Annotated in this window: 14 protein-coding genes; 5 read left to right on the top strand and 9 right to left on the bottom strand. The window is 38.3% G+C overall.

All coding sequences use genetic code 11. The features are described from left to right. Window positions 1-10 precede the first annotated feature (10 nt). Complete coding sequence (locus IPK35_09195) at window positions 11-3169, bottom strand: SusC/RagA family TonB-linked outer membrane protein (GenBank protein ID MBK8053430.1); 3159 nt, start codon at window positions 3167-3169, stop codon at window positions 11-13. A 164-nt stretch (window positions 3170-3333) separates the two neighbouring features. Between IPK35_09195 and IPK35_09190 the strand changes: the two genes are divergently transcribed. Beyond that, window positions 3334-3573, top strand: a complete 240-nt coding sequence (locus tag IPK35_09190; protein MBK8053429.1) for a hypothetical protein — start codon at window positions 3334-3336, stop codon at window positions 3571-3573. A gap of 10 nt (window positions 3574-3583) precedes the next feature. On the opposite strand, the gene IPK35_09185 is transcribed toward IPK35_09190, so the two are convergent. Then, window positions 3584-5047 (bottom strand): RagB/SusD family nutrient uptake outer membrane protein, encoded by a 1464-nt coding sequence (locus IPK35_09185; GenBank protein MBK8053428.1) that lies wholly within the window; start codon window positions 5045-5047, stop codon window positions 3584-3586. Window positions 5048-5174: 127 nt separating this feature from the next. Beyond that, a complete protein-coding gene (locus IPK35_09180; GenBank protein MBK8053427.1) occupies window positions 5175-8342 on the bottom strand; it encodes a SusC/RagA family TonB-linked outer membrane protein in 3168 nt (1055 codons plus the stop codon). A gap of 125 nt (window positions 8343-8467) precedes the next feature. On the opposite strand from IPK35_09180, the gene IPK35_09175 reads away from it, so the two are divergent. Continuing rightward, entirely contained in the window at window positions 8468-8932 is a 465-nt protein-coding gene (locus IPK35_09175) for a hypothetical protein (GenBank protein ID MBK8053426.1), read from the top strand. Window positions 8933-9236: 304 nt separating this feature from the next. Here IPK35_09175 and IPK35_09170 read toward each other — a convergent pair whose 3' ends face one another. After that, window positions 9237-9557 (bottom strand): hypothetical protein, encoded by a 321-nt coding sequence (locus tag IPK35_09170; GenBank protein ID MBK8053425.1) that lies wholly within the window; start codon window positions 9555-9557, stop codon window positions 9237-9239. 184 nt (window positions 9558-9741) lie between these two features. Here IPK35_09170 and IPK35_09165 point away from each other — a divergent pair, with 184 nt between their 5' ends. Together IPK35_09165 and IPK35_09160 are read left to right on the top strand one after the other, a co-directional pair. Then, complete coding sequence (locus tag IPK35_09165) at window positions 9742-10482, top strand: electron transfer flavoprotein subunit beta/FixA family protein (GenBank protein ID MBK8053424.1); 741 nt, start codon at window positions 9742-9744, stop codon at window positions 10480-10482. Between the two features lie 28 nt (window positions 10483-10510). Then, complete coding sequence (locus IPK35_09160) at window positions 10511-11470, top strand: electron transfer flavoprotein subunit alpha/FixB family protein (protein MBK8053423.1); 960 nt, start codon at window positions 10511-10513, stop codon at window positions 11468-11470. A gap of 621 nt (window positions 11471-12091) precedes the next feature. Here IPK35_09160 and IPK35_09155 read toward each other — a convergent pair. The 5 genes from IPK35_09155 to rpsO form a co-directional block, all read right to left on the bottom strand. Beyond that, window positions 12092-12490, bottom strand: coding sequence for a CBS domain-containing protein (locus tag IPK35_09155; GenBank protein MBK8053422.1), 399 nt, complete (start codon window positions 12488-12490; stop codon window positions 12092-12094). A gap of 317 nt (window positions 12491-12807) precedes the next feature. Beyond that, window positions 12808-14100: a glucose-1-phosphate adenylyltransferase gene (locus tag IPK35_09150; protein MBK8053421.1), complete on the bottom strand. Its 1293-nt coding sequence runs from the start codon at window positions 14098-14100 to the stop codon at window positions 12808-12810. Window positions 14101-14188: 88 nt separating this feature from the next. Then, complete coding sequence (locus IPK35_09145) at window positions 14189-15298, bottom strand: AAA family ATPase (GenBank protein ID MBK8053420.1); 1110 nt, start codon at window positions 15296-15298, stop codon at window positions 14189-14191. A 240-nt stretch (window positions 15299-15538) separates the two neighbouring features. Then, the gene (pnp, locus tag IPK35_09140) at window positions 15539-17677 is read right to left on the bottom strand and encodes a polyribonucleotide nucleotidyltransferase (protein ID MBK8053419.1); all 2139 of its coding nucleotides are present in this window, start codon (window positions 17675-17677) and stop codon (window positions 15539-15541) included. A gap of 240 nt (window positions 17678-17917) precedes the next feature. Then, complete coding sequence (gene rpsO, locus IPK35_09135; protein ID MBK8053418.1) at window positions 17918-18193, bottom strand: 30S ribosomal protein S15; 276 nt, start codon at window positions 18191-18193, stop codon at window positions 17918-17920. 216 nt (window positions 18194-18409) lie between these two features. Between rpsO and IPK35_09130 the strand changes: the two genes are divergently transcribed. After that, window positions 18410-20353, top strand: coding sequence for a cellulase family glycosylhydrolase (locus IPK35_09130; protein MBK8053417.1), 1944 nt, complete (start codon window positions 18410-18412; stop codon window positions 20351-20353). Window positions 20354-20355: the final 2 nt, after the last annotated feature.

Here is a 20355-nt window from a genome sequence, read left to right as displayed (position 1 = left end):
TTTAAGGTGATTAAAATGTTAATGAAATACCACCGGCAAAAGTCCTTGCAAATGAATAAGTATTGGAAGTAACTCCGGAAAATGCATCAAATGCATTCATACCTCTTCGTTTTGACCATATAGCCAGATTTTCTCCACTTAATACAAACTGGGCATTGGCCAATTTAACCTTTTTCAGCAATGATTGGGGCAGATTGTATGCGAGAGTTACACTTCTTAAACTTAGGGCAGTTCCATCTATCAGCCACCTGTCAGAAGCACCATTGAAGTCTGCGGTACGTCCATTGTCCATACGCGGTACATTGGTGATGTCACCTTCTTTCTGCCACCTGTTGAGGATGTCAGGATGTTTTGAACTTCCATATCCACCGACTCCCATCAAGCCTGCGTAAGCTCCGTCATACACTTTTCCTCCCAACTGATATACAAAAAGTGCGGAAAGTGTGATGCCTTTGTATGAAAAACTATTGGAAAAACCTCCATAAAAATCAGGAATAGCTTCAGCATCCATCGCTCTGAATCTGGCATTATTAATATTACTTGTTACAGTATCTCCCGCAGCAGTTATTCGGCTGTTGGCCGGATTCAATGTTATTGCCCTGTATTCAGCTTCTCCATTAGTAGGATTGACACCCATAAACTCTCTAAGATAATAATTTTGCAGGGATCTCCCGACTTCCAGTCTTTTTGTGCCATCGACAATGGTAGGAGACGATTCAGGCATTTTTGTAATTTGATTTTTCATTGCAGTCACATTAGCAGACACAGTCCATTCAAAATCTTTGGTTCTTACCGGGGTAACGTTTAATTCCAATTCAATTCCACTATTGAACATGGTTCCGATATTGGCAAATTGACTTGTCAATCCTGTAGAAAATGGGAGTGGGACATTAAATAATAAATCGCTGGACTCTTTAAAGAAATACTCTACTGTTCCTGTTATTTTTTTATTTAGGAGCCCAAACTCCAACGCAAGGTCATAAGCATTATTTGTTTCCCATTGCAAATTCGGATTTCCTGGTGATCTATCTTGGATGAGTCCTGCTTCGGCAGCATTATTAACTCCCGAACCAAGGATATACAAATTTTGATATGCATAAAATGAACCTACATCTTCATTTCCTGTCTGTCCAAATGATCCTCTTAATTTTAGGTTGTCAACCCAACTGATATTTTTCATAAAGCCCTCCTGATCAATTCTCCATGCAGCACCCACTGAGTAGAAAGTTCCCCATCTTTTATCCGGTGCAAATCGGCTTGTACCATCTGCTCTGGCAGATAAGGAAATAAAGTATTTTTCATCAAGATCATAATTCAACCTTGAAAAATATCCCTCTATAGCTCGGTTATCTGTAATAGAACTCAGGTCAGTAGTGGTAGTAAAATTAATTAAGTCTGTATTCCCAGCTGCAATAAGTTGTGATCTTGATCCGGTAAGTTCATTATTTTGCAAATGAAAACTTTCATGCCCAAGGAGAACATCAAAATTGTGTCTGTTGATATGTTTTTTATAATTAAGTATTTGACCTAAGTTGAGAGAAGTTCCGTTAAAATATCTCGTGGTAGCTCTACCAGCAGGAGCGCCGTCACCTATCTCAGGATTCTGGAAAGTATTATCATACCTGTTGGTATAGTCCAGACCTGCATTTAATGTCAATTTGAAATCTTTCAGGAATGAAAAGTCCGCATAAGTTCTTCCGGTGAATACATTCCTTCTGAAATCATTAGTATTCATTAATGTTTCAGCAATAGCATGTCTTCCTCCATATTGTGGTCTGTTGGGAAGTCCCAAAGCATTCAGGTTACCATAGTCCCATCTTTTATTTCCATCTTCACCCAGCAAAAATGATCCTGGCTTTGCAGGGTCAAAAGCGTACACGGGATAGATAGGGCCCATACCTCTGGAAAAGAAAAATGGGTTTACGAAACTTGAATTGCCTCCTGCATCATTGTCCTGACTTAGTGAATACGTATATCCAAGATTTGCTCCTGCTTTAATCCATGACTTGAGTTTAGAATTGAAAGTCAATCTACCTGTATATCTTTCATAGCTTGTCCTAATGAGGAAACCCTCATCTTTAAGTCTACCTAATGAAAAATAATAATCAGAATCTTCTGTTCCTCCTGACATATTCAGCGTGACTTCATCTCGTCCTCCGTTACGAATCATAGGCTTTTCCCAATTAAGATCATCTTCTGAATACAATAACTGTGCATTTGGATTTAATTTTCCTTCTGTGGTTACCAAATCAGCACCAGGCACATTGTAAACATTGTACGCCAGTAGTCCCGCTATATCTTTAGATGCTGTGGTATTTGCGGTTGCAATGGCAACAGGATTGGCCGCTCTGTATGCCAAACTGTTTCTATATGATTCCCACATAATCGGGTAGTAATCGGCTGGGCCGATCCTGTCGTATTCAGCAACTGCTCTACCTGATTGTCCTCTGGTGTACTTCACATTGATAGAATTTTTGCCTTTTTTACCTTTTTTGGTAGTGATCAGTACCACGCCATTGGCTGCTCTTGATCCATAAAGTGCAGTAGAAGAAGCATCTTTCAATACAGTGACGTTTTCAATATCGTCAGCATTTAAGTTGGCGATATTAATAGATGTAGGCACACCATCAATAACATAAAGCGGATCCTGGCTGGAAGAAATAGATCCAAATCCTCTGATTCTGATAGCAGGCGCACTACCAGGCTGACCACTACCGAAAGTGGACTGAACGCCTGCTGCAATACCTGTGAGCACCTGCCCTACATTCGTAACAGGTCTGAGGCCTATCTTTTCAGCTCCCAAAGATGCAGCAGAACCTGTAAATCTCTCACGTGTCGTAGTACCAAATGAAGTGACAACAACCTCGTCAAGCAACTGACCTTCAGCAAGTGTAATGGTATAGTTTGCATCAGCAGTCAAAAGAATTTCTTTTGTAGAGTATCCTGCATAACTGATCACTAGCGTTGTTCCACCTGATGGAATCTGAAGGGAAAACGACCCGTCCACATCAGTAATGGTACCCACAGCAGGTGACTCTTTCACCAGTACGTTGGCTCCGATCAGCGATACTCCGGCTTCATCCGTGACAATACCGGATACTGTCCGCTGGGCAGACGTCATACCCATAGTGCCAACCAAAATAAAAAGTGTAAATAAAAATTGTTTCATGCGTGTTAATATTTGGTTTAAAAAATGAGAATTTGAGTAAATAGAGTCACCTGGCGGCAAACATCTAAAAACACCACAATATTAACTATTTTTTAACGTAAAACGCTGCTTTAAATTCGGCTAATTAACATATAATATTTTTTATAATGTTTTAATTTTTGATAATGAATGGAGAAAGGAGAAAGGAACGAGGAGAAAGGAACGGGGAGAAAGGAGAAGGGAGAAAGGAGAAGGGAACTTGGATGATGGAACGGGGAGAAAGGAGAACGAAACTTGGTGAAGGGAGAAAGGAGGATGGAGAAAGGAGGATGGAGAAAAGGGAGGACGGGAAGGGAGGAGCTGTGAAACTGGTTATTATTAAAAAAGGGAGGCAATTGCTTGCACTCCCTTTGAATATTTCATAAACCCCAAGATTTAATAACCCGGGTTTTGAACACACGATTTATTAACCAATAATTCCCCGGCTGGAATAGGCCAGATATAGGCTGGAGAATTTGAATTTATAGCAGTAACACTTCCTTTGGCGGGAAGTGGTCTAAGTAGTCTTTGTTGGTCAATACCTCTGAAGCCTTCTCCAAGGAATTCAATCTGTCTTTCGAGCAAGATCGCTTCAATCAGATCGGCTGCTGTTGCAAAACTTGTATAGGTATTTCCTTTAGATCTTGATCTTACTGCATTCAACAATGCTAAAGCCTGCGCATCGAGGCCAGCTGTTCTTGCTTTTGCTTCAGCCAAATTAAGCAATACTTCCGCATATCTGATGACAGGTACAAAGTCCAAATGCTGTGGACCAGCAGGAAATTTATTCCAATATCTCTTAGTTGTAACTAAAAATATAAAACTACGTCTGTCATCATTATTTCTCCAGCCTATGGTATCCTTCATCAGACCATTGGTGTTCATAGAATAATCTCCAATACCTCTTGGACCAGGATTGTAATATGAACCTAAACCATTCTGAGTACCCGGCAGATCATTTTCCGTAAAAGGAAAATTAAAAATTCTCTCTACATGAGTATATGGTGTCTTAAAAACATCAGCCACAGCAGGTGCCAGGGTGTGTGCGATTCCAGCTGATGAAGTAAATGGTGCATTTGCACTTACTATTTTATTTGCTTCTGCGATCACATCAGCATATCTTCCCATGTGCAGGTAAACCCTGGTTTTTAAGGCGATAGCGGCACTCTTTACTGCCCTGGTAGAATTTAAAAGAGCAGAAGCTCGAGTTGCAGGAAGGTTTGAATCAGCAAAATTGAGGTCATCAACTATTTGAGTATAGACTGCTCCAACAGATGCGCGCTCCAATTTATTGTCACCTGAAGACACATTACCTTTTAGTTGAAGTGGCACACCAAGTTTGGAGCCATTGCCGTCTGCAAAAGGTGAAGCATACAGTTGCAATAAGCTGAAATACGAAAGTCCTCTTAAAAATCTGGCTTCTCCTTTATAAGCATTTAAAGTAGCATCTGTGACTCCCAAACCTTTCAATTTAGCTGCATTTGCATCCAAACCTTCGATAAACACATTCATTCTGTTAATAGCAAGATACGCCTGATTCCAAAGGTTTGTTACATCGTTTTGATTAGACGGCTGTACTGTGTGATTCCACACTGAAAATCCCGTTACGTTATTAGCTGTTTCGTTAAGGAAGTTTTCACATCTGATATCATGATAGACGAAATTCCTACCACCAAGAAAATTACCATTTTTTACTGAAGCGTATAGTCCGTTTACCTGTTGTTCTACCCTATCTACATTATCAAAAACTGTCAGGTCTGAAAAATTGGTAACCGGTGCAGTTTCAAGCAGATCATCATTACATGAAATGATGAAAAGTGGAATACTTAAAACAATTAAAATTTTATATAATGTTTTCATCTGTTTATTTTTTATTTTTATTTAAAAATTCAAATGGAATTTGCATGAAGAAAAATCATCACTGATTTGTCCGCCGTAACGGACTGCTCATGGTCATTTCATCTTTTATTCTTTTGTCATTGCAATATTAAAATCCAACCTGTAATCCGAATGTATAACTACGACCTTGTCCGACGGAGTTTCTATCTACACCCGGGGCAATGTTTGTATCCCCATTGGAAGATATCTCAGGGTCTGATCCGGTATAATCAGTAATGACAAAAGCATTCTGAATTTGTCCATACAATCTTGCACTTGTTAAATTGATTTTATTCATCCAGGATTTAGGAAGGTTATAACCAAGAATTACATTTCTCAAGCGAATGAAATCTCCCTTTTCAAGATTTTCAGTGATTGGTAATGCTGATCCATTAGAAACATTATCGCCGAATACCACTCTCGGTATACTGCCGCTTGTATTCTGAGGTGTCCACCTGTCGAGCATATCTGTGTGATTGTTCCATTGACGCATATCTCTAAGACCTGCTTTTGTTCCATTGTAAAGATAGTTACCTCCTGAAAACTGAAACATGATTCCTAAATCCAAGGATTTAAATCTGAAAGTATTGTTCAACCCTCCATAATACGTAGGTAATGTTGGCCCAAATACAACACCGCTATTAGCTATTGAAGCTGCACCCGTTCGTGTTCCATCAGATACTAATGTCCACCTGTCAGCAGCTGCTGCTGCATGGTTGTACTGGACTTGTGTAAATGTAGCAACTCCATCTTTGACATCACGACGCAAAAAGATTCTCTGTCCATTGGCAGGATTTACACCAGCTGTCTGAACGAGAAACAAGCTACCCAAAGATTCGCCAACTCTTGTGATATTTGCAACTTCAAGACCTGATGTAGCTCCTTGTATATCAGAACCATCAGCACCCAAAGACAACACTTCATTATGCTGTGTTGTAAAATTCAAACTCACTGACCAATCAAAATTAGTAGATCTTACAGCATTGTAGGTTATGGTGGCTTCTATTCCATTATTGACCATCGATCCAACATTATCCAACACACTATTACCTGGTATACCTTTTGATGGTGCCTGTGGTACTCCTAGTATCAAGCCATCTACATTGTTTTTGTAATACGCAAATTCTCCCTGGATTTTGTCCTCAAAAAGCCCGATTGTAAATCCAACGTCGAGTTTTTTACTGCTCTCCCAAGTTAAATTTGGGTTACCAGCCTGTCCGTATGTCAATGTAGGGCTTACTCCATATAGTCCTGAGCCAAATAAAGAAAGTGACGCGAAATCATCCACAGCGTTGTTACCCACAACACCATAGCTACCACGCAGTTTAAAGTGATTGATAGAAGATCCCAGACTATTTTTCCAAAAATCTTCTTCACTAATAGTATAACCTACAGAACCACCATAGAATGTACCAAACTTTTTGCCTTCTGCAAACGCTGAAAATCCGTCCCTTCTTACATTAAAAGTGGCAAAATATTTATTTGCATAACTATAATTAACTCTAGTAAATAATGAAGTTAGGAAGTTTTCTGTCTGAAAATTGCCGGCAGGATTTATTGTTGTATAATTTCCTTGGTAGGTAGTAAAAAACGGATCAGAAATTTGAGTTCTTTGGGCTCCCCATCTATCTCTAATAGTCCTTTGATCCTCAGCACCTAATAATAAACTAATATTATGAAGTGACGCAATAGTAGTATTGTAACTTAGAGTATTCTGCCAGTTCCATCTGTTGAGTTTATCATAAATATTTGTTGCTAATCCTCCATTTCCAAAACCATCACCGTGTCTTCTGTCCCAAAATGTAAGATTTTCGATACCAAGCTGGTCTAAACCATAAGTGGTGCGAAAATTTAAGCCTTTCAATATCTCAAAATCAGCATAAATATTTCCTATAAAGTGATTATTAGATGATGTTTGTTGGTTAATATCTAATATAAAATTAGGATTATAAAAGCTGACTGCAAGTGTATTGCCCATTCCACCTATTGTGTTGGCGGAGTTGATGTTATAATCAAAACCAGGATCTTTTGTTTGAGAACCTTTTCCCTCTGCATTTACAAAAGGGGATAGCATTGGTTGAAGCACTAAAGGCAGACGTCCTAATCCAGCAATACTAAATCCGTTACCAAAACTTCCTGAGTTAGGACCATTGTTTTCAGTATTTGCATAAGAAATATTAGTACCGACTTTAACTCTTTTTATCAGTTGGTGATCGAGATTCAATCTGGTTGTGATTCTATCAAAAGCACTTCCTTTGAGAAATCCTTCCTGTTGAGAATATCCCACTGATAAGTAGTAAGATGTAGATTCAGAACCACCTGAAAAATTCAAATTATGGTTATGAGAAAACCCTGTCTGATGTGTATGGTCGTACCATCTTGTATCTACAGGTGTACCATCAGCATACTGTCCGCCGATATATCTTGCTGGATTGTTTGCATTCGCTAATCCTTCATTTTTAATTTCAAGATATTGGGAAGCATTTAATAACTCAAACAATCTGAATGGCTCAGTATAACCTAACCATCCATCATAGTTGACTTTTGTACTTCCTTTTTTACCTTTCTTAGTTGTAATAAGGATAACTCCGGCAGCCGCTCTGGAGCCGTAAATGGCACTGGCAGAAGCATCTTTAAGTACTTCATAACTTTCGATGTCTGCAGGGTTAATATTCGCCAAAGGGTTATTACCTGCTGAATTCTGTGAAAGATTACCAGTAAATGTAGGAACCCCATCTATAACAATTAGAGGCTGAGAACTCAGGTTAATTGAGTTTGTACCTCTGATTCTGATCACTGGTGGATTGTTCAAAACTCCATTGGGTGTGGTGATTTGAACACCAGCAGCACGACCTTGCAAAGCTTGGTCAAAACTCTGAACCGGAGCCAATGCCACATCAGTACCTTTTATGGAAGCTACGGATCCGGTGAGATCACTTTTTCTCTGTGTTCCATATCCTACCACGACAATCTCGTCAAGAAGTTTTCCTTCAGCCAAAATCATGTTCATAACAGTTGCAGAACCGATTTCCATTTCTTTGGTTGAATAACCAGCATAACTAAATACCAGCATTTTGACATTATCAGGTATCTGAAGCTTATAAGAACCATCAACATCTGTAATAGTACCTACACCAGAAGCTTCCTTAGCCTGGATATTGGCACCGATGAGGGGAACCCCGGCTTCATCAGTCACTGTACCACTAATGGTCCGCTGTGCAGACACAAAAGCTGTACTTATTAAAATCATAAAAATTGAAAAAATCAAATGTTTCATAATCAATATGTTTTGTTAGAAAATAAATAAAAAATTTGGTTTCAAAAGATTATTCTGTTGTGAGCAGAAAAATCCCACAATATTAACGAAAATTTAACGCCATTCGCTTCTTAAAAAACGATAATTTGATATATATATTTTTTATTAATGTATTAGTTATTGATAAATATGAAGAAGGGAGTAGAAGGGAGAAAGGAAAAAGGAGAAAGGAACAGGGAGGATGGAGAAAGGAACAGGGAGAAAGGAGAAGGGAACAGGGAGAAAGGAGAAGGGAAAAAGGAGAAAGGAACAGGGAAAAAGGGGAAAGGAGAAGGGAAAAGGAGAAAGGAAAAGGAACGGGGAGAAAGGAGAAAGGAGAAGGGAGAAGGGAGAAGGGAGAAGGGAGAAGGGAGAAGGGAAAAAGGAGGATGGAAAAAGGAACGGGGAGAAAGGAGAAGGGAGAAGGGAGAAGGGAGAAAGGAGAAAGGAGAAGGGAGAAGGGAGAAGGGAAAAAGGAGGAGGGAGAAAAGAGAAAGGAGAAGGGAGAAAGGAGAAGGGAGAAAGGAGAAGGGAGAAAGGAGAAGGGAGAAGGGAGAAAGGAAAAACAGTGATTATTAAAAAAATAAATGGTGATTGAGCGCAACAGCGAGGAGCCGAAATCATTTTAGGGAACTTTGAGAAAGCAGATAGGAACGAGAGAAAGGAACAGGGAGAAAGGAGAAAGGAACATGGAGAAAGGAGAAGGGAGAAAGGAGAAGGGAGAAGGGAGAAGGGAGAAGGGAGAAAGGAGAAAGGAAAAACAGTGATTATTAAAAAAATAAATGGTGATTGAGCGCAACAGCGAGGAGCCGAAATCATTTTAGGGAACATGGAGAAAGGAGAAGGGAACGGGGAGAAGGGAGAAGGGAATGTGGATTACATTTCCATCTCCAGATTTAGTTTTGCGTTATTGAGTTCTGACAAGGCATGGAAGTCTGGTATCTTTTTAGCCACATTGATTCCTGCGGTATATGCTTCCAATGCAAGTTCCTGTTCTTCCATTTTTTCATATAGTTTGCCCAGATGATAATACATGCCGACATAACCAGGATCATTACTGCTGATAAACTTAAAATGTGCTAAAGCCCCATTATAATTGCTAAGGCTCTCCATTTCTTTGGCGATGGCGTAATGCAGAAATGAATCATTTTCATCATTTTTAAGCATGTTTTGGAGCAACTCTAATCTTTTACTCATTATTTTTTTTAACTCTGAGTTAAATTTTTGAAAATTGTATACTATCTTTGCACAAAGTTATTATTATAATCAGTTAATCGATAGCATTTATATATTAATTATTATAAAATGTTTTTTCTGTATAAGAGTACGTTTAAACTGAATTGGATATTGACATGTTTAATCAATTAAAATAATTTTCAAAATGAACTATTTAGTGTGTATTAGTAAAACACCGGATACTACGTCCAAAATTTCTTTTAAGAATAATGACACTGAGTATAATGGTGATGGTATCAATTATATCATGAATCCATACGATGAATGGTATGCCTTAGTAAGAGCCATAGAGCTGTCTGAGCAACATGGTGGAACCGTGACAGTGATCAACGTAGGCAATGCGTCCAATGACATCATCATACGTAAAGCATTAGCTATAGGTGCAAATGATGCTGTGAGAATAGATACAGAGCCACATGACGCCTTTACTGTAGCAGCAAATATTGCCGATTATGCAAAAGATAAAAATTTTGGCATCATCTTTCTGGGCAAAGAAACTATAGACTACAATGGTAGTGAGGTCGGTGCTATGGTTGCAGAATTGCTGGACTTACCTTACGTTTCATATGTATCAAAATTGGAATTGAATGGGTCTACCAGCATGGTGACTAGAGACATCGAAGGTGGTGTGGAAGTGTGCTCAGTCGAAGGACCATTGGTGCTCTCTTCAGCAAAAGGAATAGCAGAACAGAGAATTCCCAATATGAAGGGTATCATGATGGCAAAAAGCAAGCCGCTGCAGGTGCTGCAACCCACTCAAACTGAACCAAGAGTAAAAACTGAAAAATTTGTCTTGCCGAATGCCAAGTCAGGTGTAAGACTGGTAGATCCGGAAAATATGGATGAATTGGTCAGATTGCTGCATGAAGAAGCAAAAGTCATTTAATTTTTTATCAAATAAAGAATAATAAATCATGTCTGTATTAGTATATATAGAAAGTCCTAAGGGACAAATCAAAAAAACCGGGTACGAAGTATCATATTACGGTGCTCAACTTGCAAAATCATTAGGTACCCAATGTATTGGTGTGTTCGTAGGTAGCGCTAATACCCCGGGATCAGTTGGCCAGTATGGTGTCAGCAAGGTAATACATATCAATCCTGATAGCCAACCTGATTTCGATGCTCAGGTATTCGCGAAGATCATTGCTCAGGTTGCTGAAAATCAAGGATCAAATACTGTCATCCTTTCACAAACTGCCAATGGAAAATCTCTCACAGGTAGGTTGGCGATAAAAATGAATGCAGGAAATGTTTCCGGAGCCAATGCATTGCCTGATACTTCCAATGGGTTCACAGTGACAAAATCTGTCTTTTCAGGAAAAGCGATCGTCCAGTACGCCATCACCACTGATAAAAAAGTAATATCTGTCATGGGTAATTCAGTCCAGCCTGTAGCAGCCGGTAGCGATGCACCAGTTGAAAAAGTCGAAATGACATTTCCACCTACATCTCTGAATGTGATAGAAAGAAAAACATCAGAAGGTATCGTTCCTCTGCCCGAAGCAGAATTAGTTGTATCAGCCGGAAGAGGCATGAAAGGTCCTGAAAACTGGGGCATTATAGAAGATCTGGCTTCAGTTTTGGGAGCGACGACTGCTTGTTCGAGGCCAGTAGCAGATACTCACTGGCGCCCTCATCATGAACATGTGGGTCAGACAGGAGTTGCCATCAGGCCTAATCTGTATATCGCAGCAGGTATTTCAGGAGCCATTCAGCACCTTGCCGGTGTCAATAACAGTAAGGTCATTGTGGTGATCAACAAAGATCCTGAAGCTCCGTTTTTCAAAGCAGCCGATTACGGTGTGGTGGGTGATTTATTTGAAGTGGTACCACGATTGACAACTGCTATCAAAAAATATAAAGAATCTTGATGATGTCTCAAAAATCCTATAATAGAAGTGCCAGGTTCTAACATCTTTTTGATAAAATTGATACAAACACAACATATTTAAACTCTTACAAAGATCGAAGCCCTGCTATTTTGTCAGGGCTTCGATCTTTATTTACCGACGAGAATTTATTTCCCTAAATACGATGGTACTCATGTCTTAATTTTATTATGACGATAAATGTTCATGACGATAAATGTCCGGTTTTTAAATCAATGTAAAGACAAGCAAGGTGTTACCGCTTTGGGTCAATATAAACTTCATCCTTACTCAAAATGTATACAATAGTAGATGACCCACCATCTTCATTTTTAATCAAAGCGATGTACTCCTTTCAGGGCTAGGACCTGCCCGATTGCTTCGGCGGGTAGCGTTAGTAAAGCAAAGTTGAAATAATTTCCTATGGCTTTCTTTAAGTTATGATGTGCTTCTTTTCAACAAAGTCAATTTAAAGAGGTGTATCCCAAAGTGGCACTTTAATAAAAATTCCATTTTTTCAACCCCAAGCCCAAGCCTAATCGGCAGGCAGGCTAAATGCAATGATTATTTATTACCAGAACCATAATTTATTGATTTACAAGTATTAAAAATTATAAACACACCTTACCTGAAACAATACTTCAACAGATCATGGTTAGTAATAATTCCGCTTAGTTGATCACCATTGAGCACAGGTACTGAGTGAATCTTGTTGGATAAAAACAGATCGGCAGCCAACCCGATGGTATCTTCTGTATCAAGAGTAATAGGATCTTGAGTCATAATATCGTTAGCAAAAATTTTATTTCGATCAGGCACCTTACCTTCATTGGCATGAGATATGTACACTTTCAGTAAATCCGACTTGCTTATGATGCCGCGCAAAATTTCATTTTCTACTACTAAAATATGATGAATTGAAAAATTATCAAAAATATCTTCTACTCTCATCATGGTATCTTCAGGTCTAACATACACTATTTTGGATGTTTTTATTTTTTTGATTGGCATCTCGGTATTCATAACTCTTAATTTTGAAATAAAAGTACATCTATTTATAAGTACAAAATATGACTAATATCAACATTAAAGGTGATTTTTCTTGTTGCATTATATAATACTTTTGGCTATAGCATCATAAAACCAAAAATCCTATATCAGTAGAACTTCAAACCAATCATGTGTAACCTCTACAAAAATGCTATATGATATATGATCAGGAAGTTTTAGGAAACTTCCTGATTACCAATCTTTTTTGCAATTGTATTAGCAGTAAAAGTACTTGTGCGATATCGAAAACACTTTAGTCAAGGCCTAAAGATCCAACATAATAAAACAACCTATCTATTTCCAATAATTGTACCGTCCGGTATCACAGCATTTTTATTTACAACAACAATGCCCTTTTTGATAACATAATTTTCTGTCTCGACATCTTCAAGATTATCATGGCCTCTGATGATCACATTGTCTCCAATTCTGACATGTTTGTCTATTATCGCATTTTCGATATAACAATTCCTGCCTATACCCATAGGAATTTTACCAGGTGAAGCCAAATCTTCGAGTGATTCATAATAGTCATGCCCCATAATATAAGAATTTTTAATAACAGTACCATCATCAATTCTGGAACGGATACCGATTATGGAATTTTCAATTAATTTAGCCTGAACTATAGACCCTTCAGCTACAATTGCTTTTGAAAACGTCACAGATGTGAATTTGGCCGGTGGCAATAATCTTGCCCTGGTGAAAATCTTATTGACATTGTCAAACATGTTGAATTCCGGAATATCATCAGCCAAAGCTATATTGGCTTCAAAAAATGATCTGATGTCTCCGATATCTGTCCAGTATCCATCATAAGCATAGCTTACTACATTCATACCTTTATGGATGGAGTCAGGGATGAGTTCTTTACCAAAATCTACAGCCTTTGGGTTTTCTGTCAGCAATGTCCTGAGTGCAGGTCTGCTGAAAACGTAAATTCCCATACTTGCAAGATAAATCTTGTTTTTAGCTTTCAGTTCGTCACTGACTTCTGATGTCCAATCAGGAAGTAGATCCATTTTAGGTTTTTCAATAAAGCTTTCTATTTTATTTTCACCGTTTACTTTCATTATTCCAAATGATGTTGCGTCTTTTGCAACAACCGGAATTGTAGCGATGGTGACATCTGCTCCTTGTTCGACATGGTTGTTAATCATCTCCTGAAGATCCATCTGATACAATTGATCTCCTGAAAGTATCAGTATGTAGTCAAAATCATAGTATCCAAAATTTCTTGCAGATTGTCGGACTGCATCTGCTGTTCCTTGAAACCAATCCATGTTGCCACTTGTCTGCTCTGCTGCCAGTATATCTACAAATCCATTTGAAAAAAGATCAAAATGGAAAGAATTTTTAATATGTTTATTGAGTGAAGCAGAGTTATATTGTGTTAGCACAAAAATACGAAAAAGTCCTGCATTCAGACAATTTGAAATAGGAATATCAATGAGCCTGTATTTCCCTCCTATCGGTACTGCAGGTTTTGACCTGTCCTTTGTGAGTGGATACAATCTGGTACCAGCACCACCACCCAGAATAAGGCAAAGTGTTTTTTGAATGACGTTGTTTGAAGGATTCATACTTATGGTTTTTGATTAAAATTATCAATAGGCAATTATAATGATAAAACTACACAAATAAAAGAAATATAGAAAATATTTTATGTAATTAATCCTTTATAAGACTCAATTCCAAAATTCTGTCTAAATCTATATTATTTTCGATCAGATCAATGGCCATTTTTATTTTCCAGGGAGTAGATCGGTTGATTTTTACTTCAATCTTGCTGATGCGAAGGAAAGATCCGTACGTATCCAATTCAGTCCTTATCAATGGCAGATTATTTTTCTCTATATATTTGATAGTATGCTTATCAATTTGCCCTTCGCCTGTAGCCACAATACCTGATAGTGGACAATTTTGAATTCCATGATTAAGTGCCATCAACTCAATCTTCTTGATAGCTTCATTGATGGATCTGGTTGCCACAACCAGCAATAAGTCTTCAGAACTCTTCAATTCCTTCAGGTCGATAAGTGATCCTGCAATTATACTTTCCACTTTATTATCGACATAATCAGCATTGTAAGTTACAAACCCATTTACGGCTTCTGCTACAGTTTTAATCAAAGGGTAAGCCAGCTTTTTTTCATATGGCATTAATCCCAGCAAAGGAAGATTATGGGCGTTCAGCCATTTTTCAACATAATACCGCACCTTGTCCATTTTTTCCGGAATGACTTTATTGACTATCACTCCAAGTATTGGTACACCTTCTTCTCTAAATAATGCTGTTGTCATATTCAGCATATCAATGGTACTCCCTACCCCTCCTTCTACGATCATTATGACTTCTGCATTCAGAAGTCTGGCCACCTTAGCATTGGACACATTGGCAACACTTCCGACTCCTGGATGTCCGGTTCCTTCATATATTACAATTTCATTCGCTTTACTTAATTCTTTTTCTGCATTTATGATGATTTTTTCCAAATCGAAATCATCCGGATGGTCAATATACATTTCTGTAGCCCCGGGTCCCAGGATAACAGGACTATGCATTTCAGGAATGATTTCAAAATTGATCAGATCGGCAAATAGTATTGTGTCTTTATCCACACGGAGGTTTTGAATGTCCAGAAACTTTTGGCCAACCGGTTTACAATATCCAACTTTCAACCCCTTTTTCATAAAAGTTGAGACCAAGCCGAGTGTAGAAGTAGTTTTTCCTACATGCTGACTGGTGGCTGCCACAAATATGTTTTTATACTTTTGCATTACTAGACGTTTATGGTATAAATATAATACTTCTTTGCAGAAATGGCACAATAAAACATCTGTATCTTTTTGAAAAAAACCTAAAATTCTTTCAGGGGTTCGATTTTTATAAATTTTTTATACATGATAATTTAATATGTAAGAGTATTTTCTCTGATATCAAGGTAATACACACTAAAAAAAGAGCTACACCAACTGGTATAACTCCCTTCTCTTTTTATGTTATATAGAACTGATTGCTTACTGCTTATCTCGGGGATTCTCCAGCAATGCCTTCCTGGACAGTCTGAGTTTGCCAGTCTTAGGATCAGTACCGATGATCTTAACCTGAATCTTGTCACCAACTTTTAATACTGTGCTGACATCTTCGATACGTTTGTGATCCACCTCAGATACATGAAGTAATCCACTCTGACCAAAAAACTTAACGAATGCTCCATACGGCATCAGAGACTCTACCTCTGCTTCATACACATCTCCAACTGAAGGCGTAAATGCTATTCTTGCTATTGCTTCCTTTGCACCTTGTAAGCCTTCTGCATTGGTACTGGCTATAGTCACTATACCTTTATCACCTACTTCTTCTATGTTGATGATAGTACCGGTACGGGCCTGAATTTCCTGAATGATCTTTCCACCTGGACCTATCACTGCTCCGATAAATGATTTATCGATAACGACCTCTACCATCCTTGGTGCATGTGGTTTCAAATCTTCAGCCGGTACTGAAATGGTTTTATTCATTTCGCCAAGGATGTGAAGACGACCTTCCTTAGCTTGCATTAATGCCTTTTCAAGTGTCTCATAAGGCAAACCATCTACTTTTATATCCATCTGACAACCTGTGATACCTTTAGAAGTGCCGGTTACTTTAAAGTCCATATCTCCTATAGCATCTTCGTCACCTAATATATCAGAAAGGATAGCTGATCTTCCACCTTCGGCAATCATACCCATAGCGATACCTGATACTGCCGATTTGATTTTTATACCACTATCCATCAATGCCAATGATCCGGCGCAAACAGTAGCCATAGAAGAACTTCCATTGGACTCAAGAATATCAGATACTATACGCAATGTGTAAGGCAGGCCTTCAGGCATCACCTTCTTTAGTGATCTGCCTGCGAGATTGGCATGACCTACTTCTCTTCTTCCCGGCCCTCTGTTTGGTTTTACTTCACCCACGGACAATCCGGGAAAGTTGTAATGAAGAATAAATTTTTCGTAATAATTATCCAATGCATTGTCTATCATCATCTGGTCCAGTTTTGTACCTAATGTCAATGATGTAAGGGATTGAGTTTCTCCTCTGTTGAAAATAGCACTACCATGGGCCGCCGGCAAATAAGCTACTTCACACCATATTGGTCTGATTTCATCACACTTACGACCATCCAACCTGATGCCGGTATCCAAAACCATCTGCCTGATGACATTTTTCTTCAGTTTATCAAAGTACTCAGATATTTTAGCATCATTTTCAGTTACGTATTCTTCTCCTTTTTGTTGCAGGATGGCATCTTTTACAGCTTTACCAACTTCTTTATATCCATTTTTACGGGAAGTCTTATCCAATGCAGAGGAAGAAATGACCAATAATCTATCCTTGGCAATCCCTTTGATCATATCCTTAAGTTCTGTATCTTCTTCAGGCACAATCACTTCTCTCTTAATCAATGCTTTGTCTCCTACCATTTTTGCTAATGTCAGCTGAGCAGCACATTGTACTTTGATAGCTTCATGAGCAATTTTAATGGCTTCAATTATATCAGACTCCTGACATTCATTAGCTTCTCCCTCAACCATCATGACATCTTTGGTGGTGGCAGCGATGATCAGATCCAGATCAGCTGTTGCCAATTGGTCTCTTTCAGGATTTACAATGTATTTTCCGTTAATTTTGGCCACTCTGACTTCTGAAATAGGCCCGTCAAAGGGTATATCAGAAACTGACAATGCCGCTGATGCTGCTAGGGCAGCGTAACAATCAGGCATATGCTTTGCGTCACCAGAAATCAGTTGAATGATGATTTGGGTCTCATTCAGGAAGGTATCAGGGAATAAAGGTCTCACTGCTCTGTCCACCAACCTTGAGATTAATATCTCGTAGTCTGAGAGCCTGGTCTCTCTTCTGAAAAAATTGCCCGGTATCTTACCTGCTGCAGCAAATCTTTCCTGATAATCTACCGATAACGGAAAAAACGATTGATCGGGTTTTGCTTCAGAACTCGCAACCACAGTGGCAAGTAACATAGTATTTTCCACTTTCACCACTACAGAACCATGTGCCTGCGTGGCCAATTTACCCGTCTCAATGACTACTTCCTTACCATCAGGAAGTCTGAATGATGTTTGTGTAGGAATAATATTTCCCATAAAAAATTAATTTAAATTATAATATTTGAACAAAATAATGGATACAATTCAATCCACATGCCTGAATGCAATAGTGTACAATTATGACTAAAAATATATAGGTTCGGGAGGCGAAGAACCTTGACGCTGCAAATATAAAGATAATCTTTAATCTGTTATAATTAATACAGCAAAATATATATTTTTAAAACAAACAAAAAAGGGCTGAATCAATTCAGCCCTTTTTTACCACTTATATAGTTATTTTCTGATTCCTAATTTTTCAATGAGGTTTCTATATCCCTGAATATCTTTATGCATTAGATACTTAAGGTGTCTTTTTCTTTTACCAACAAGTGATAACATGCTTCTTTTGCAAGAGTTGTCATGTTTATTGGTCTTTAAATGCTCAGATAAAGCCTTAATTCTCAATGTGAATAAAGCAATCTGTCCTTCGATTGATCCGGTGTTGGATGCACTTCCGCCGTACTCGGCAAAAATTTCATTTTTTTTCTCTTCAGTTAAATAAACTGCCATGTTTTTATTAATTTATTAAGTTACCAATGATACAAAACGCATGGATTTGTAAATAGCGGCGCAAAGGTACGCATTCCTACTTTAAAAACTGTTTTTTAATTAAAAAAACTTCAACTAGTTTTCAAAGTTTTTTTTTTGGTAGGATTATTGATTGACTATTCGTTATAAATATTACAATATTGTAACAATTGTAACTTTTAGACAATTCAAAACTTTATGAAAAATTTTATTTTAATTATTTTTATACACTTTTTCAATTTTGCGAACACTCAAAATATTATCTACAATGACAACCAAAGTAAAATCACTGGTACCTGGACGGGGAACACAAATTGGTCATTGATGCAAATTCAGTCTTCATCTCCTTACGAAGGCAACAACCACTATCGCTTTCAATACAGCAATGCCAACGGATGGGCCGGTTTTGGATTGGACATGGCCAACTGGACTACATCCGGTCATAATTTTAATGGCAATACACATCTGAGTATAGCATATAAAGGTATGTCTGACGACCAAATATTGAGTATAAAACTAAGAACAAGTAACGGAAATCCTCAGTATAGTAACGAAATTTATTTCGGAAATGCAACTACAGCCTACAAAGTCATAGAAATACCTCTTTTGTCATTAATAAATGGCACAAACTATACGCTGAACAATGTCACAGCTATTGATATTTCTGTAACTACAAACAGCACTTTTTCAGGCACAGTGTATTTTGATGACATCAAATTTATACAAAAACCAATCGTGGCTGAAACTTCTATGGATACCTGGTCGCGACATGAAAAAATGCAAAAAGGAGTAAATTTATCCAATTGGCTTGAAGCATTTTGGAGTATTCCATATAATGCTTATCCGGAATTCGGCAAATACAACAGGGCAAATGTAACACAACTCAGAAACATGGGTTTCAACTCTTACAGGCTTCCTGTCATATTTGAACAGATAGCTTCTACAAATCATCCGTACACCATCAATCCCAATCATGTAACATTGCAGCTTGTAGACAGTGCCATAGTATGGTCTCAGGCATTGGATTTCAATCTTATAATTGACAATCATCACGGCATCAACCTCACTAATCAAAATTATCTCGCAGAGATTCCGAGATTACAATCTATCTGGACTCAAATCATCAACAGATACCAATATGTCGACCCGGACAAAGTATTTTTCGAACTATACAACGAACCCCAGAATACCATCACTAATGCCAATTTAAGAGTAGTGATGAGTGCACTTGTTGATACCATCAGAAACCTGACGACAAAACCTTTTACCCTTATCATGGGCGGAAATCACTGGAACAGTATGCAGGGATTGACCGAATTTGATCCACTGGATGACCAAAATATTATTTATACTTTCCACTCGTATGAGCCATACAATTTTACGCACCAGCAATTATCCTGGACTTCACCATCTTATTTCCCAAGTCTCGCTTTTCCATCAAACTCAAGTGATAGCCTCCAATTGTCAGATCTCATCAAATCAGCCAGAACGTGGAGTGACATATACAGACGACCTGTGATGCTGGGTGAGTATGGCGTCTCTACTGGTGCAGCTGCCCAAAGCAGATGCAATTATGTATCCACAATCCACAAGGCACTAAATGCGTATGGCATACCAGGATATTATTGGGATCCGTTTTCTGCATCTGATGGGTTTGGGTTTATGTCAGGCGGTACTCAGATTTCTTGTTTTGCAGCCGCTATGAAAACAAGTAGCTTCAACACATGTCAGAAATCAGTTACAAACAAAAGCGATTTTGGTGCCGGATCATTGCGTGAGCAAATCTCCTGTGCCAATGCCGGTGATACTATCCTTATTGCTGCTTCATTGACAGGTGATACGCTGATGTTGAACTACTTACCAGCCTTTCCAAATAAAAATCTGACAATAAAAAATCAGAATCCCGGACCAGTGTATTTGAAAAACTCAAGTGATATTCGTCCTCTGATATTCGACAAATCGGGGCATAGTCTCAATATAGACAATATAACATTACTTAGCCCAAACAGCCATCTATTTTTAAATCAAAATGGAACAACTACTTTAAAAAATGTCAAAATTCTGGCTCATCCGACATCAGGCAAAGTAGAATTGAAGGGTGGCCAGCTTAAAATCGAAGGTGATGTTTTGATTAAGCAGTAAAC

The sequence above is a fragment of the Saprospiraceae bacterium genome (assembly GCA_016713025.1).
Taxonomy (GTDB): Bacteria; Bacteroidota; Bacteroidia; order Chitinophagales; family Saprospiraceae; genus OLB9.
This window is presented reverse-complemented; position numbering and strand designations above follow the sequence as displayed.